The 15,559-nt window shown below is 63.8% G+C and carries 17 protein-coding genes and 1 tRNA gene; 6 read left to right on the forward strand and 12 right to left on the reverse strand.

Features of this window, described 5'->3' with window-relative positions:
* Positions 1–77: 77 nt before the first annotated feature.
* Positions 78–248, reverse strand: a complete 171-nt coding sequence (locus JAB6_RS29195) for a hypothetical protein (RefSeq protein ID WP_161781529.1) — start codon at positions 246–248, stop codon at positions 78–80.
* Between JAB6_RS29195 and JAB6_RS29200 the strand changes: the two genes are divergently transcribed.
* Positions 247–609, forward strand: a complete 363-nt coding sequence (locus JAB6_RS29200; RefSeq protein ID WP_175444465.1) for a hypothetical protein — start codon at positions 247–249, stop codon at positions 607–609. The two genes, JAB6_RS29195 and JAB6_RS29200, sit on opposite strands and share 2 nt — an antisense overlap.
* Before the next feature lie 104 nt (positions 610–713).
* Here JAB6_RS29200 and JAB6_RS00260 read toward each other — a convergent pair whose 3' ends face one another.
* From JAB6_RS00260 to JAB6_RS00280, 5 genes are all read right to left on the reverse strand, one after another.
* On the reverse strand, positions 714–1,637 hold the full coding sequence (locus JAB6_RS00260; protein ID WP_080698823.1) for an S-adenosyl-l-methionine hydroxide adenosyltransferase family protein: 924 nt from the start codon (positions 1,635–1,637) through the stop codon (positions 714–716).
* Positions 1,638–1,654: 17 nt separating this feature from the next.
* A complete protein-coding gene (locus tag JAB6_RS00265) occupies positions 1,655–4,168 on the reverse strand; it encodes a TonB-dependent siderophore receptor (protein WP_254671393.1) in 2,514 nt (837 codons plus the stop codon).
* A gap of 112 nt (positions 4,169–4,280) precedes the next feature.
* Positions 4,281–5,159, reverse strand: a complete 879-nt coding sequence (locus JAB6_RS00270; protein WP_070300875.1) for an NAD(P)H-hydrate dehydratase — start codon at positions 5,157–5,159, stop codon at positions 4,281–4,283.
* An 18-nt stretch (positions 5,160–5,177) separates the two neighbouring features.
* Positions 5,178–5,942: a histidine phosphatase family protein gene (locus tag JAB6_RS00275; RefSeq protein ID WP_070300876.1), complete on the reverse strand. Its 765-nt coding sequence runs from the start codon at positions 5,940–5,942 to the stop codon at positions 5,178–5,180.
* An 80-nt stretch (positions 5,943–6,022) separates the two neighbouring features.
* Entirely contained in the window at positions 6,023–7,423 is a 1,401-nt protein-coding gene (locus JAB6_RS00280; RefSeq protein ID WP_070300878.1) for an L-cystine transporter, read from the reverse strand.
* Positions 7,424–7,686: 263 nt separating this feature from the next.
* On the opposite strand from JAB6_RS00280, the gene JAB6_RS00285 reads away from it, so the two are divergent.
* Positions 7,687–8,064 (forward strand): nuclear transport factor 2 family protein, encoded by a 378-nt coding sequence (locus JAB6_RS00285; protein WP_070300880.1) that lies wholly within the window; start codon positions 7,687–7,689, stop codon positions 8,062–8,064.
* A 9-nt stretch (positions 8,065–8,073) separates the two neighbouring features.
* Positions 8,074–8,463, forward strand: a complete 390-nt coding sequence (locus tag JAB6_RS00290; protein ID WP_070300882.1) for a hypothetical protein — start codon at positions 8,074–8,076, stop codon at positions 8,461–8,463.
* 3 nt (positions 8,464–8,466) lie between these two features.
* Here JAB6_RS00290 and JAB6_RS00295 read toward each other — a convergent pair whose 3' ends face one another.
* A complete protein-coding gene (locus JAB6_RS00295; protein WP_070300884.1) occupies positions 8,467–9,072 on the reverse strand; it encodes a YigZ family protein in 606 nt (201 codons plus the stop codon).
* A gap of 66 nt (positions 9,073–9,138) precedes the next feature.
* Positions 9,139–9,399, reverse strand: coding sequence for a hypothetical protein (locus tag JAB6_RS00300; RefSeq protein WP_070300886.1), 261 nt, complete (start codon positions 9,397–9,399; stop codon positions 9,139–9,141).
* A 66-nt stretch (positions 9,400–9,465) separates the two neighbouring features.
* Between JAB6_RS00300 and JAB6_RS00305 the strand changes: the two genes are divergently transcribed.
* A complete protein-coding gene (locus JAB6_RS00305; RefSeq protein WP_083292447.1) occupies positions 9,466–10,260 on the forward strand; it encodes a helix-turn-helix domain-containing protein in 795 nt (264 codons plus the stop codon).
* Here the strand turns inward: JAB6_RS00305 and JAB6_RS00310 are convergent.
* From JAB6_RS00310 to JAB6_RS00320, 3 genes are all read right to left on the reverse strand, one after another.
* Positions 10,245–11,018: an SDR family oxidoreductase gene (locus JAB6_RS00310; RefSeq protein ID WP_058050889.1), complete on the reverse strand. Its 774-nt coding sequence runs from the start codon at positions 11,016–11,018 to the stop codon at positions 10,245–10,247. The two genes, JAB6_RS00305 and JAB6_RS00310, sit on opposite strands and share 16 nt — an antisense overlap.
* 148 nt (positions 11,019–11,166) lie before the next feature.
* Entirely contained in the window at positions 11,167–12,072 is a 906-nt protein-coding gene (locus JAB6_RS00315) for a LysR family transcriptional regulator (RefSeq protein WP_070300888.1), read from the reverse strand.
* A 256-nt stretch (positions 12,073–12,328) separates the two neighbouring features.
* Positions 12,329–12,404: transfer RNA gene (locus JAB6_RS00320), tRNA-Lys, on the reverse strand.
* A gap of 120 nt (positions 12,405–12,524) precedes the next feature.
* Here JAB6_RS00320 and JAB6_RS00325 point away from each other — a divergent pair.
* Together JAB6_RS00325 and JAB6_RS00330 are read left to right on the forward strand one after the other, a co-directional pair.
* Positions 12,525–12,983, forward strand: a complete 459-nt coding sequence (locus JAB6_RS00325) for a MarR family winged helix-turn-helix transcriptional regulator (RefSeq protein ID WP_070300890.1) — start codon at positions 12,525–12,527, stop codon at positions 12,981–12,983.
* Positions 12,980–14,467, forward strand: a complete 1,488-nt coding sequence (locus tag JAB6_RS00330; RefSeq protein WP_070300892.1) for an MDR family MFS transporter — start codon at positions 12,980–12,982, stop codon at positions 14,465–14,467. The genes JAB6_RS00325 and JAB6_RS00330 overlap by 4 nt, the downstream gene beginning before the upstream one ends.
* Here the strand turns inward: JAB6_RS00330 and JAB6_RS00335 are convergent.
* The gene (locus tag JAB6_RS00335; protein WP_070300894.1) at positions 14,461–15,549 is read right to left on the reverse strand and encodes an NADH:flavin oxidoreductase/NADH oxidase; all 1,089 of its coding nucleotides are present in this window, start codon (positions 15,547–15,549) and stop codon (positions 14,461–14,463) included. The genes JAB6_RS00330 and JAB6_RS00335 overlap by 7 nt on opposite strands.
* Between the last annotated feature and the right edge of the window lie 10 nt (positions 15,550–15,559).

A 15,559-nucleotide genomic window follows, 5' to 3' on the forward strand; every position in this document is an offset into this window, starting at 1 on the left:
TACCGGGCCAAGGCGCAGCTTTCGCTGCGCCGTGGTATTGCAAGAGCCTTCTGCGGAAGGCTCTTTTTTTGCCTCGCTTAACTGCTGCGCGGCGGCGTGGTGGTACCCGTACCAGTGCCCGTACCAGTGCCTGTGCCCGTACCTCCGGTGCCGGTTCCCGTGCCCGGCGTGGTGCCGTTGGGTTGCGTGGTTGGCGGCGTGGTCGTGCCATCGGGGTTGGTCGTGCCTGGTGTCGTCCCCGGCGTCATGCCGGGTGTCGTGGTATCCGGCGTGGTGGTGCCCGATGTGCCGCTGGTCCCGCTTGTTCCGCTTGTTCCGCTGGTGCCGGGTGCGGTTGCCGGGTTCGTCGTGTTCGGCGATGTGGTGGCACCGGTGCCAGTGTCGGTGTCGTTACGTTTGTTGCATCCGCCCAGCAGCGCACAGACGATGGCGCTACCGAGAACGAGCTTGCTGGTGGTCAGGAGTGGAGCCGTCATGATTGTTCCTTTTCAGTGGAATGCTGTCGTGGAAAAGCATGCCTTGCCAGATGGCGCATCTGGAACAAGGCTGGCATCGTTTGCAAAATTTAGAGTAGGCAGGTGGGCGCAGGTTCACCACAATTACAAATGAGCGGCGTTGTGGGTGCGCGGAGAGCGTTTGGTTTGACGTAGCGCAAACCTGCAGTAGCAAAATTTGAAACGGCCAGGACTGTGTGTCCTGGCCGTGGACCATGCTTATTTCGACGGAGAAATCTTGCTCACTTCCACTTCCCAATCCACGCCCGACTCGACGTGGTGTTTTGCGGCAAAGTCACCCTGGCTGATGGCCACGGCCACGTCGAGCAGGCTGTTCAGGTAGACGAGGGGCTTGCCCTTGGCCACGCCGCCAAACGTGTGCTCGAACGGTGCCGTCACCTTGGCCACTTGCTTGCCCTTGTGCAGGATGCGCACTTGCAGCGGATCGTGCAGTTTCACCTGCAATTCGTCGAGCAGCGATTTCGGGATATTCGTCCACACGTTGCCATACTTGACGTCGAGCACGGGCACGATGCCGCGGATGGTATTGCCGTCGCGTACCGGTTTTTGATACGCGATCTTGACCACGGATTCGCTCGGCAATTGCGGGCCCACCTGTTCATAGCGGATGGCACCCGAGGCCAGGCGCGCACCGACATAAGCGTACACGTCGCGGCCATGGAAGGTGTAGGACTCGGCGGAGCCGGCCAGGCGATTGACCTTTTCATCGATTTCGCGCAGTTCCGCCACGCCGTCGCGCTCGGCGATCAGGGTGAACAGGCCATTGTCCGGCCCCACGAAGTAGCGCCCACCCTTGGTTTTCAGCACCACCGACTTGCGCGCCGTACCCACGCCCGGGTCGATGACGGACACGAACACCGTGCCTTGCGGCCAGTAATTGGCCGTCTGGTACAAACGGTAGGCGCCCAGCCAGATATCGTAGTCAGGAATCTGGTGCGTCAGGTCCGAAATGGTCAGCTGGGGATCGACGCCATAGGCCACGCCATGCATGGCGGACACGGCGCCATCGGCCGTGCCGAAGTCCGTCATCAGCACCAGCGGTGCGGCGGCCTGGGCGGCGGACAGCATGAGAGCGCTCAGGCAGGCGCCAGCGACGAGGTGGGATATTTTCTTGATGATCATGGGTTCTTTCCGTGGCGTTAGAAGGTGTAGTTCAGCTTGGCGTAAAAGTACGCGCCATTGACGCCGATGGGATTGATGAAATTGTAGGGCAGGGCGCCGCCATACGTGGCGTTATTCGTTTCCCGCACGCGCTGCGGATAGCGGTCGAGGATGTTGTTGCCGCCCACGCTCAAGGTCAGCTGTTTGCTCAGTTTCAGCTGGCCTTCCAGGTCCAGCGACCAGACGGCGCCGAAGCGCTGTGCGGGGATGCCGTCGATCAGGGGCGCATCGCTGTCGTACGAAAAATCTTTCAGCTCGCCAAAGCGCGTGGCGCGCGCCTGCACGCCCCAGCCGGCTGCCTGCCAGTCGGCGCCCAGTATCAATTTGCTGTTGGGGGACGCATGTTTGATACGGAACAAACTCGTCTCCGTCAGCAGGGTCAGACTCGGATCGATATTGGCCAGCGCAGCGGAACTCTGGCGCACCTTGTCGAGGCTGGTCTTGTTCAGGTTCAGTGCCGCGTTCAGATTCAGTTTGCCTGACGTGAACACCAGGTCGTGGTTCAGCACCACGTCCAGGCCGCGGGTAGCGGTGTCGAGCAGATTGGCCAGGTAGGCCACGGACTGGATGTCGCTGCGGCCATTCGCGCCCAGGTAGGCCGTGACGGCGTCGCTTTGCAAGTCGCTCGAGCGTGTGATGCGGTCGCGGATGCGGATCACGTAGGCATCCACCGTCACGCTGGTGGCGGCGGCCGGTTTCCACGCCAGGCCCAGCGAGACGTTGGTCGATTTTTCAGGTTTCAGCTGTTGCGCGCCGAAGCTGCGCGCCAGCGGGTCGCTGGCCGGCAGCAGGGCCGCCGTTTGCAGGGCCGTGCCATCGGCGTTGAAGTTCAGCGTGGCAAAGCGGAAGCCCGTCTGTACGAGGGCTGGCGCGCGGAAGCTGTTCGACAGCGAGCCGCGCACGAGGAAATTGTCCGTCACTTTGTAGCGCGTGGACAGCTTGCCCGTGCTGGCGCTGCCGAAGTCGCTGTAGTGCGAGTAGCGGGCGGCGGCGCCCACCAGCAGGCGCGGCGTAAGATCGTTTTCCACGTCCGCATACACGGAGCGGATCTGGCGGCTGCCATCGTAGGCGTCCGATGGGCGCAAGCCCGGTCCCGCTTGCGCGCCCGGCGGCGCGTCCGTGAAGCTGCCGGCCGCATACGAGGCAGGGTCGCCGGGCGAGCTGGTGTAGGTCTCGCGCATCCATTCCGCGCCCACGGCCACGCTCAAGGGGGCGGGCAAGCCGATGTCGATGGTCCGCGTGGCATCGACGTTCAAGGCATTCTGGCGGAAATCGAAGCCGGCCAGGCTGAAGCGCGTGGGGCTGGCCGCGCCCAGCGAGGCGTTGACGGAGTGGCTCACGCCGTAGTCAAAGCGGTCGCTGCCGTGGCGCGCGCTGGCGTCCCAGTTCCATTCGCCCGCGCTGCCGCGTACGCCGGCCACGATGCTGAGGTCGCGCTTGTCGCCGTTGGTGACGGGGCGGTAGCCGTTCGGATACAGGGCCAATACGTTCGACGGGTCGCCCGGATAGCGGAAGTAGGCGCTGCCGTCGGACTTGCGCTCGTTGAGGGTGGCAAACGAGTACAGGTCCAGGCCGTTGGCCAGGGTGAGCTGGGTGTTGTAGAACAAATAGTTGTTGCGCTGGCGCGAGTCGCCGGACTTGAACACGACCTTGCCGTCGAGCGCCTGGTCGGCCGGCGTAAAGTTGTAGGACGTCCAGCCCGCGTCGCTGGGGCCGGCCCGTTCCGTGGGCGAGCGGCGCCGCGTTTCCGCGCCGAAGCGGAAGAATCCCGCCTCGCCCAGCGGCACGCCATAGTCGGCGTTGACGATGACGGTCTGGCCATCCATCAGGGTTTGGTCGGTCGGCTCGAAATGCGTGTGGTTGGCGCCGTAGCTGACGGAAGCGGAGCCGCCCGTGCGCGCCTTTTTCAGCACGATGTTGATCACGCCCGCCACGGCGTCGCTGCCGTACTGGGCGCCGGCGCCGTCGCGCAGGATTTCGATATGGTCGATGGCGTTGGGCGGAATCGCATTGATGTCCACCGGCACGGTGCCGGCAAAGCTGCTTTCCGTGTCGAGCACGGCGCTCGTGTGGCGGCGCTTGCCGTTGATCAGCACCAGCACCTGGTCGGGCGCCAGTCCCCGCAACTGGATGCCGCGCACGGAGTCCGACGCGCCGCTTGACTCGATGCGGGGGAAGTTGATCGACGGCGACAGGTTTTGCAGGGCCGCGCCCACGTCGCCCGTCGACAGCGCATTGCTCACTTCGCGCGCGCCGAATCGGTCGATGGGCACGCTGCTGTCGAACACGGTGCGGTTGCGCGCGCGCGAACCGACGACGGTGACCTGGTCGATGCTGGCGCTGGCCGTTTCAGCGGCGTTGCCTGTGCTGGTGCTGGTTTGCGCGTCCTGTGCCCAGGCGGGCGCGGTGCCCAGCATGGCGCAGGCCAGCACGATGGCGCGCAGCGGCGTGGCGGGAAGGGATGGGGAGGCGGTTGAATGGCGCGGATACAAGGCGGTGTCCTTTGGGCTCGATTAGTGTTCGTATGGAAACAGTTGCAATGAGCTTAAGGGAGGCGCCCGCCGGCGCTAACGATTCTTTCTGGATATGCTTATGCTGTTGTTTTTATGCCGCCAGATTGCGCAGCAGCGCTGGAATCTCGGCCGGGATTTCGCGCGCCAGGTAGCCGAGGATGCCGAAGCGCAATGCCAGCTGTTCGCCCGCCAGCGCATGCAGGGCGATGCCCCAGGCGCACGCCTGCTCCAACGGTGCGCCGCGCGCCGCCAGGCCCGTGATGATGCCGGCCAGGGTGTCGCCGGAACCGGAAATGGCCAGGCCGATATTGCCGCCTGCATGCGTCCAGGTCGTACCATCGGGCATGGCGATGACGGTCAGCGCGCCTTTCAGGGCGACGATGGCGTTCCAGCGCCGCGCCGCGTCCGTGGCGCAGGCATGCGGGTCGGCCAGCACGGCGTCCTTTGACAGGCCCATCAGCTGGGCCAGCTCGCCCGCGTGCGGCGTCAGCAGGACGGGCTGGTCGAAGCGGAAGTGCGCGGGCTTGCGCACGACCTGCATGGCGCAGGCGTCAAGGATCAGACGGCTATTCGCAAACAGGGGCAGCAAATGTCGCATCAGCTCGCAGCTTGCAGCCGTGTCGCACATGCCTGGCCCGACGAGCACGGCATCGACCTTGCCGGCCAGCGGCGCCAGCTGGTGTTGCGCCTCATGCCGGAAGCCGCCTTGCGCCGTTTCGTCCAGGCCGATGACCCGCGCCTCAGGCATGGCGATGGCTACCTGCGCCGCCACCGATGCACCCGTCGCCAGGGTCAGCTTGCCTGCACCCGCGCGCAGCGCTGCCGTAGCGGCCAGCACGATGGCGCCCGGCATCTCGGCCGAGCCGGCGACGATCAGCAGATGGCCGCGCACTTCCTTGTCGCCGTCGGGCTGCGGCATGGGCAGGGGCCAGGAGCGCAGCAGGGTAGGCGTGATGTCGGTGGTGTCCATGCATGGCCTCCGAAAAAACTAGGATTTGGGCGCGGCCGGCATGTCGGGCTGGGCCGTGACGGGTGTACCCGATTCTTCCAGTGGCGCGACGAAGTTGCACAGGTCCAGCTGCAGCTTGCCGTGCTTGCCCAAAGCCGGGTTGAAAGCATAGGAAGTGACGCCGCAGTTGGGCACGTCGGCCGCCTTGTCGATGGCCAGGATGGCTTGCTCGTCGCAGCGCTCGAGCAGGTAGCGGAAGCAATTGACGATGACCTGATGGCCGACGATCAGCACCCGTTCTCCCCTGTATTCGCGGGTGATGGTGTCGAGCACGCTGCGCAGGCGCAGAATGACGTCGCACCAGCTTTCGCCGCCCGGCGGACGGAAGTAAAACTTGCCCACGTGCTGGCGCTGCTCGTGCAGTTCCGGATACTTGCTGGCGATGCCGTGCACGGTCAGGCGGTCGAGGATGCCGAATTCCTTTTCGCGCAGGCGCTCGTCGGCCACCACGGAGTTCAAGCTGTCCGCATCGATGCGCGCCAGCACGGCTTGCGCCGTCTGCTGCGCCCGCACGTACGGCGAATACAGCACGACGGTCGGTTGTTGTTCAGGGGGAAGGGTGGCGAACCAGTCGCCCAGGGCTTGCGCCTGGCGCGTGCCAAGCTCGGAGAGGGGGACGTCGACATCGCGCTCGGCGATGGCGATCAACAACTGTTTTTCCGCTTCGGCGGCATCGCGCGCCACGTTGCCGGCACTTTGGCCGTGACGCACGATCCAGATTTGCTGCGGCCATTTCTGTTCCATCGCCTTGCGCCTTCCTCCGTATTTATTGTTGATAAATATAGAGGAAAGCGGCAAGGCGCGGCGCGCCGCTGGAGAGCTGCTTAGGCGGCGTGTTCCGCTTCGTCCAAGTCCGGCGCATCGTCGCTGTTGTAGACGGCCAGGTCGGTCTGTCCCATGACCCGGCTGGTGACGGTGCCGGCCGTGATCGAGCCGCTCACGTTCAGAGCCGTGCGGCCCATGTCGATCAGCGGTTCGACCGAGATCAGCAAGCCGGCCAGCGCGACGGGCAAGTCCATCGCCGACAGCACGATCAGCGCGGCAAACGTGGCGCCGCCGCCCACGCCGGCCACGCCGACGGAACCGATGGTGATGATGGCCAGCAAGGGCAGCAGGAAACTGACCGTGAAGGGATCGACGCCGACGGTCGGGGCGATCATCACAGCCAGCATGGCGGGATAGATGCCGGCGCAGCCGTTCTGGCCGATGGTCGAGCCGAACGAGGCGGCGAAGTTGGCGATGCCTTCCGGCGTGCCCAGGCGCTGGGTTTGCGTCTGCACGCTCATCGGGATGGAACCGGCGCTGGTGCGTGACGTGAACGCGAATGCCAGCACGGGGAAGACTTTTTTCACGAAGCGCAGCGGGTTCAGGCCCACGCCGGCGATGATGGCCAGGTGCACGAGGAACATCAATATCAGCGCGCTGTACGAGGCGACGACGAAGTTGATCAGTTTCAAGATGTCCGTGTAGCTCGACGACGCGACCACTTCAAACATCAGCGCGAACACGCCGTACGGGGTCAGGCGCAGCACCAGCGTGACCATGCGCATGACGATGGCGTGCGCCACTTTCATGAAGTTCTCGAACGAGGCGAAAATCTCCGGCTTTTTCGCCGCGATGCCCGTGGCCGAAATGCCGATGAAGATCGAGAACACGACCACGGCGATGGTCGACGTCTTGCGCGCGCCCGTCATGTCGAGGAAGGGGTTGGTCGGCACGAAGCTGACCAGCAGTTTCGGCAGGGACAGGGCTTTCGCCGTTTCCAGCGAGCCTTGCAGCTGCACGCCCCGCGCCACTTCGGCGGCGCTCGACGTCAGGCCGACAGCCGTCAGGCCGAACAGCTTGGCCATCAAAATGCCCAGCGCGGCGGCAACGGTCGTGGTGATGAGCAGGGTGCCGATGGTCAGCGCGCTGATCTTGCCCAGCGAGCTCGCATCCTTGAGTTTCAGGATGGCGGAGATGATGGACACCATGATCAGCGGCATGATGATCATCTGCAGCAATTTGACGTAGCCGCTGCCGACGATGTCCATGTATTCATTGGTGCCGGCGATGATGGGCGAGCCGGCGCCGTACAGCCACTGCACGGCCGCGCCGAGCAGCACGCCCAGGCCCAGGCCCGTGAAGACGCGCACGGTAAACGTCGCGTGTTTGCGTTGCTGGTGGAACATGAAAGCGAAGACGAGCAACGCAACGAGCAGATTCAGGATGATGTTAATTGCCATGAAGGGGCCTTATCTTGGTTTTATTCGAGACTGCACGGAGCACATAAAACAGTACTACAACTGACAGCTGCCCCAGCCCGGGGCGGAAGGGCAAGCACTGTACAGTACTATGGTGGCGTTTTGCGCAATACCGCTGCGAATATTACGCTATATAAATATACTTCACAGGTATAAGCCTTGTGGCTGATTGTGAATTTAGCTATTTCGTGCAAGCATGCTTTTCCCGTTTGCTAAGATGCGCCAGACTATTTGATAGGAAGAAGATGAATGCATTAACTGAAGTACAAGTGCTCGATGCGGAAGAGCGCTTGCGCCTGGCCATGATGGCCTCCGACGTGGCCGCGCTGAACGCCTTGCTGGCCGACGACTTGCTGTTTACCAATCACCTGGGCCACTTGCTGAGCAAGCATGCGGACCTGGCCGCGCACGAGCAGCGCTTGCTGGCCATCACCGACTTGCGCGCGTCCGAGCGTCATGTGCGCATCAACGGCAGCGTGGCCGTGGTCTCCGTGCGCATGCAGCTGACGGGCACCTATCACGACGTGGAAACGCATGGCGACTTCCGTTTTACGCGCGTCTGGGCGCAGGACGCGGCCGGCGCGCTGCAAGTGATCGCCGCCCATTCCGGCGTCGTGGCTTGAGGAGTATCAGTGGATCATCGTTCCAAAGGGCAGCTGTTTGAAGCTGTCATCGCCGCCGGACCTGCCACCCTGGCCATCACGGCCGGCTATCCCGTGCTGTTGTACAACCTGGTGCGCACCTGGGCCGACGCCCCCGGCACCAATGCGCTGGCCGCGCTGCTGCTGACGGGCGGGGTGTGGGCCTTGCTGGAATTCTGGCGCATCGCGCTGGCGACCGTGGCGCGCAAGGCATACGCATTCAACTGGCGTTTCTGGCTGGCCATCGCCGGCTTTCTTGGTTGTTTCGTGCGTTTCGTGCCGGACATGCCGGCCGGACTGATGCTACTGTTGATGGTGCTGCCAGCGCTGGCGTGGACGCATTTCATCTTGCTGCAGATCAAGCGCCCGCCCAACTTGTAAGTTTTAGTCTTCCTCTTCGGCTTCCACTTTCAGCCAGGCTATCCGCCCATTGCCCGCCTCATGCAGATGGGCCAGCAGGGCGGTGGCCGCCGTTTCAGGCAGGCTGAAGTCGAACAGCACGTGCTCGCCGTGTTCCACGTTCAGCAAGGTAGCGCCGGCGCCATCGAGTTCGCGGCGCAGCATGCCTTCCATCGCATACGGCACCGTGCAGCGCAGGGTTCGCTGGCGCACGATGGCCGTCTTTTCCGCTTGCAACAACGCTTGCGCCACGCTATCCGTGTAGGCGCGCACGAGGCCGCCCGCACCGAGCTTGATCCCGCCAAAGTAGCGCACGACCGTCGCCAGCACGCCTTCCAAGTCCTGGTGGCGCAGCACGTCGAGCATGGGTCGCCCGGCCGTGCCGCTCGGTTCGCCATCATCAACGGCCGCCGACTGCCCGCCCGCCAGCAGCGCCCAGCACACATGGCAGGCGCCAGGATGCTGCGCCTTCAAGTCATTGACCACCTGCTGCGCGCTGGCGCGGTCCGTCATCGGCTGCACGCAACCGATGAAACGGCTTTTCTTGATGATCAGTTCGCTGTGGACTGGGGCGGCAATGGTAAACGGCATGGCGGGTGCGAAGGCGGGCAAAGCAGCATGATAGAGGAAATGCGCGCCGCGGACGAGTCAGCCCGCTCACGCCGCTGCGGAGGCGGCTACCAGTTCGCGCAGCGCGGCATCGCGCACTTGCAGGATATCGAACAGTCCCAGCGCGTGCAGGGCGGGCAGGGCGTCGACAATGTCGCGCTCGGCGATGGTCCGTTCGGCGATGCTGCTGGACTCGCCCAGCCATAGCCGGGCATTGGCCAGGAAGGCGCCCACCGTGCCCTTGCGTACGGTGACGCCATTGAACTGGCCCTGGTTTTGTTGATCCGGCAATACGTCTTCTGCGCGCATGCTGCACTCCTGAATGTTGGAAAGACTTCACTGTATGATGGCCGGATTGTCTTGCCTGCGTTGTTTATGTCATTCAATACGTCAAATCCGCCAATCTTGTTGCCATCGCTGCCGCTGCGCGCCATGCGCATTACCCAGCCGCGGGAGAGGGTGACGGCGGCGCACCACCACGCCAGCGGCCAGCTGTTCGGCGCCATGCGTGGCTTGCTTTCCGTTGCCGCCGACAGCGGGCAGTGGGTAGTGCCGGCCAGCCACTGCGTGTGGATGCCGCCCCATCACGTCCATGCGCTGCGTTCGCATGGCCCGTTTGCGGGCTGGAGCGTGTATGTGGACGAGGCCAGTTGTGCCAGCTTGCCCGCCGCGCCGTGCGTGATGCGCGTCTCGGGCCTGCTGCGCGAAGCGGTGGGCCGCGCCAGCGCCTGGGACGACGGTCCGCTCGACGCGCGGCAAGCCCGGGTGGCGGCCGTGATCCTCGACGAAATCGCCGCCGCGCCGCGTGAGCCCTTCGGCTTGCCTCTGCCCACGGACCCGCGCCTGCTGCGCGTGGCGCGCGCCATCCTCGATGACCTGGCCGACGAGCGGGGCGTGGAAGCGCTGGCCGCCTGGGCCGGCGTATCGCCGCGCACCCTGGCCCGCCGTTTCACGATCGAGACCGGCTTTACGCCATCCGCCTGGCGCCAGTGCGCCCGCATCCTGCGCGCCCTGGAGTTATTGGCCGCCGGCCAGCCCGTCACGACGATTGCGCTGGACCTGGGCTACGACAACGTCAGCGCCTTCATCGCCATGTTCAAGCGGGTGATGGGCGTGACGCCGGGGAGGTATGGGGAAGGATCCGCGCCAGAAGCTTATTTTGTGGTGTAGCCGCCATTGATCAGGATGGTCTGACCGGTGATCCACCAACCATCGCTGACCAGGTGACGGATGAACGGGACCACGTCATGGATATCGGTGAGGCCGGTCTTGCTGAACCCGGAGAGTGCCGCGGCCGTCTTGTGGTACGCCACCGCGTCATCGCCTTCGGCGGGATAGAAAAACGGCGTGTCCATCGGACCTGGTCCGACCGCCGTCACCGAGATCCCGCGCGCACCGAACTCCTTGGACGCTGCACGGGTGTAGTGTTCCACTGGCGCCTTGGTGCCGGCGTACGCGGCGTAGAAGGGCGTGAATGCGCCCAGCAGCGAGGTGACCACGGTGCAAATCTTGCCATTGTCGTTGAGGTTCTTGCCAGCCTCCTTGAGAAAGAAGAAAGCGGTCTTGGAGTTGACCGCTGTCATTTCGTCGTATTCGGCTTCGCTGATCTCCGTGATCGGCTTCTTCAGCACCTTTCCAACGGTGTTAATCGCGATGTCCAGATTGCCGACCGCTGCAATGGCGTCGGCGAACAGCTTCTCGACGGCTCCGGCCGTCGTCAGGTTGGCCTGGATTGCGACGGCTTGTGCGCCTGCGGCCTGGACTGCGGCCACGGTTGCCTCGGCATCGGCCTTGCTGGCTGCGCTGTTGTAGTGGACGGCCACAGCCTTGGCGCCTTGCTGCGCCAGGTCGCGGGCGATCAGTCCCCCGAGGTTCTTGCCTCCTCCGGCGATGAGGACGGTCTTGCCTTTGATGCAATGGTCAGTCATGTCGATCTCCTTGGATACGTATTTGAAGGCTCGAGTATAAGCAGCATCCAATGGAAGATCAGCTACGCCGGGCTGGATGGATTGTCCAGAAAAACAGCCCAATCGTGACCGGCCAGGCCACAGTTAACCACGCCCGCGTCGCTGCCTTTTATGGTTCGAGATGTGGCCGCATTAGCGCTTCGAACCAGTCGAAAAATACATTCAGCCTGCGCGACAGTTGCTTGCGGTGCGAGAAAACGAGCGACACCGGCATGGACGCCGCGCGGAACTCCGGCATGACTTCAATGAGTTCGCCGCTGTCGAGCAGGTGTTGCACGTCGAAACGAGGAATCTGGATCAATCCCACTCCCGCCACACAGCAGGCAATATAATTTTCGGCGTTGTTAACGATCACCCGGCTGGGAATTGACAGTGATCGTTTGCGCCCCGCATCCAGATACTCCCAGGGAGACTCTTTCGCGGCAGTGCCGGAGGCATATCCAACCGTCCAGTGCCCTTTGCTCAAATCATCTGGCGTTGTCGGCACACCGTGCTCGCGTACATAGCCTGGACTGGCACAGTTGATCAGTGCGATATGCCCCAGAGGACGCGCGACGATACTGCTGTCCTGCAACGTCCCCACGCGCACGGCACAGTCCACGCCTTCCTGCACCATGTCGATCGCACGGTCAGAGGAACTCAATATCAATTCCAGCCGGGGATAGGCGCGCAAAAAGCCGGGCAGTGCCGGAGCGATCAGCCTGCGCCCGATTCGGCTGGGGGCATCCACGCAGAGCCGCCCTGAAATCTTGCTGTGCCGCACATGAAAAAGTTGATCGATATCTTCCGCATCCGCGAGAAGCGAACGAACGCGCTCGAGCAGGAGCATGCCATCCGCGGTCAGTTGTACTTGTCTCGTGGTGCGATGCAATAGGCGCGTGCCAATCCCCAATTCAAGCTGCTGTATGGCGGCGGAGATGGAGGCCCTCGGTATGCCCAGCGCATTGGCAGCTTTGATGAAACTTCCCATTTCAGCTACTTGTGTGAAAACACGGTACTGATTGAATTTGTCCATGAGTGTTTTTTGTATCGCCTTGACCGTAATCAAAAAATCAATCTATGGCGCAGCATACGCGATCGGCAGCCGTGCCGTGCGGACGGTCGAGCAGGTCAAAACGGACGAAAAGGCGGCCGTTTGTGCCCATGTCCAGCTTGGGATTTTCTGATCAAACAGCAAAAATCAGTCTTGCTGTATGGGGATGCTCAGTGGGCCAGGAATGGACCAGAAAACAAAAAAGCCAACCGCGAACGGTTGGCTTCTCTGAAGTATTTGGTAGGCCGTGCGGGATTCGAACCTGCGACCAACGGATTAAAAGTCCGCTGCTCTACCAGCTGAGCTAACGACCCAAGGGCGGCTATTATGACGGCCAACGGCGGTTTTGGGAAGGGCGCGGATGGAAAAAAGCCTTGCATGGCGCCCGGGTACGGCATAATATAGGTAGATAGCCTACCTACTCATATATTTCCATGCCCACTACCGAAGACCTTCCCATCCCCGAACGCGCGCTGGCGCTGTCCGATGAATTGCGCACGGCGTTCAAGCGTTTGCTGCGCTCCATGCAGCGCGAAGGGGGCGAGCTGGAGGGCAGCGTGTCGATGATGCAATACATGCTGCTGGCCCTGATCCACGAGCAGCCCGGCATCGGCGTGGCCGCGCTGGCGCGCCTGCAGAATGTGCGCGGGCCGACCGTCAGCGCGCAGGTCAAGTCGCTCGAAGAGGCGGGACTGGTCGAGCGCGGCGCGCCCGATCCGCAAGACCGGCGCCGCTCTGGGCTGCAGGTGTCCTCGCAAGGCCTGGCCATCCTCGAAACCCTGCGTGCGCGCCGCCGCGATGTGCTGGCGCAGCGCATTGCCCGTCTGACGCCGCAGCAGATCGATGCACTGGAAGCGGCCATGCAGCCGCTGCTTGAGATCGGTCAAGCATGAGCCACCACGATCAAGCCAACACTGGTGTAAAACCCGTCACCGAACGCGAAGTGCGCGCCATTTACCTGGGCCTGATGGCCGTGCTGGGACTCGGTGCGCTGGACCAGAGCATCGTTGCCACGGCCTTGCCGCGCATTGTCGACGACCTGGGCGGCATGGCCCATCTATCGTGGGTGGTCACGGCCTACGTGCTGGCCTCGACGGCCACCATGCCCCTGTACGGCAAGCTGGCCGACCAGTACGGCCGCCGCCCCATGATCATTACGGCCCTGCTGACCTTCTTGCTCGGATCCGTGCTGTGCGGGCTGGCGCAGAACATGACGGAACTTATTATCTTCCGTGCCATTCAGGGCCTCGGGGCGGGCGGCTTCATGCCGCTGGCGCAAATCATCATCGGCGACATCGTGCCGCCGGCCGAGCGGGGCAAGCGGCAAGGCATGGTGCCCATCGTGTATGCCGTCACCAGCGTGCTCGGTCCCGTGCTGGGCGGCGTGATCACGGATGCCTTGTCATGGCACTGGATTTTCTATGTCAACCTGCCCATCGGCGTCGCCGCCTTTGTCATCATCGCGCGCGCCATGCGCAAACCGGCGCGCACGCATGCGCACAAGATCGATTATCTGGGCTCGGCCTTGCTGACGGGCGCCATCACGGCGGCGCTGCTGGTGCTGGCGCTGGGCGGCACCGAGTGGCCGTGGGATGGGCTGGCCATCAAGGTGTGCGGCGGCATTGCCGTGCTGCTGGGTATCTGGCTGGCGGTGCACGTGGGCAGGGTGGATGAGCCCGTGCTGCCGCCCGACCTGTTCGAGAACCGCACTTTCAATATCGCCAGCCTGGTCATGGCCGTGACCTTCATGGGCCTGATGGGCGCCAGTGTCTTTTTTCCCCTGTTCTTCCAGCTGGTGATGGGCACGAGTCCGGCGGAGTCCGGCGTGATGACGGTGCCGATGATGGTGGGGCTGGTGGCGTCGTCGATCTTCAACGGCCGGGGGCTGTCGCGCTCGGGCAAGTACAAGATGGTGCAGGTGGCGGGATTGGCCGTGGCGCTGCTGGCGTTTGCCGTGCTGGCCTGGGGCATGGAAACGTCGCGCGGCTACTGGATCATCGAACCGGCCATCTTTTTCCTCGGCACGGGGCTGGGACTGGTGATGCCGAACATGACGATCGCCGTGCAAAATGCCTTGCCCCTGGCGCGCCGCGGCGTGGGCACGGCCATGCTGGCGTTTTTCCGCTCGCTGGGCGGCTTGCTGGGCGTGACGGCGTCCGGCGCCATTCTCGCACATCAGCTGCACAAGCACGGCGTGGAAGCCGTGTCGGCGCTGGGTGCGCAGGCAGCGGCGCAGACGGTGGACGTGTACCGCCATGCGATCGCCAGCGTGTTTGGCGCCGGCGCCGTGCTGCTGCTATTGGGACTGGTCTTCCTGTTGTTCCTGCCGGAACTGCCCCTGGAGGGGCATCCGGCGACGGTCAAGGCCGATCAATAGCGCTCGAGCCAGTGCGCGTATGGCGCCGGCAGGGTCCACGAGGCGCGTTCCACGCCGAGTTCCTTGGCGGCAAAGTATGCCCAGTGCGGATTGGCCAGGTGCGCCTTGCCGACCATCACCACGTCGAGCTGTTCGTCCTTGACGACGCGCTCGGCAATCGCTGGCGTGCCGAAGCCCCAGGCGGACGAGACGGGAACGCCCGCTTCGCGGCGCACGCGCTCGGCAATCGGGCCCATGAAGGCCGGGCCCCATGGAATCGACACGTCGGGAATCGTGAAGCCCATGCTGACGCTGATCATGTCCATGCCGGCATCCTTGAACTGGCGCACGAGGCCGATCGATTCGAGCAGGGTTTGCTCGTCGCGGCCATCGAATTCCAGCACGCCAAAGCGGATCGTCAGCGGCAGGTGCTCGGGCCACACTTCGCGCACGGCTTTCAATGTTTCCAGCAAGAAGCGGCTGCGGTTTTCCAGGCTGCCGCCATAGATATCGTCGCGCTGGTTCGAGTGGGCGGAAAAGAAGCTTTGCGCCAGGTAGCCGTGGGCGAAGTGCAGCTCCAGCCATTCGAAACCGACTTCGCGGGCGCGTACGGCCGCGTCGACGAAGTTCTGTTTCACGCGGGCGATATCGTCGAGGTCCATGGCGCGCGGCACTTTCGGCAGGCCGCCGCCAAAGGCGATGGCGGACGGGGCGATGGTTTGCCAGCCGCGCGCGTCGCCTTCAGGAATATGGTCGTCACCTTCCCATGGACGGTTGGCGCTGGCCTTGCGGCCCGCGTGGGCGATCTGGATGCCGGGCACGGAGCCGGCCGCCTTGATGGCTTTCACGACAGGCACGAAGGCTTGCGCCAGGTCATCGTTCCAGATGCCGGTGCAGCCGGGCGTGATGCGGCCTTCCGGAGCCACGGCCGTCGCTTCGACGATCACCAGGCCGGCGCCGCCACGGGCCATGCCCGCGTAGTGCGACAGATGCCAGTCGTTGGCCTGGCCATCGACGGCCATGTACTGGCACATCGGCGGCACGGCGATGCGGTTGCGCAGGGTGATGTCTTTGAGGGTGTAGGGCTGGAAGAGGGCGGACATGGTGGCCTTT

It is taken from the genome of Janthinobacterium sp. HH104, assembly GCF_001758715.1.
GTDB classification, from domain to species: Bacteria; Pseudomonadota; Gammaproteobacteria; order Burkholderiales; family Burkholderiaceae_D; genus Janthinobacterium; species Janthinobacterium aestuarii.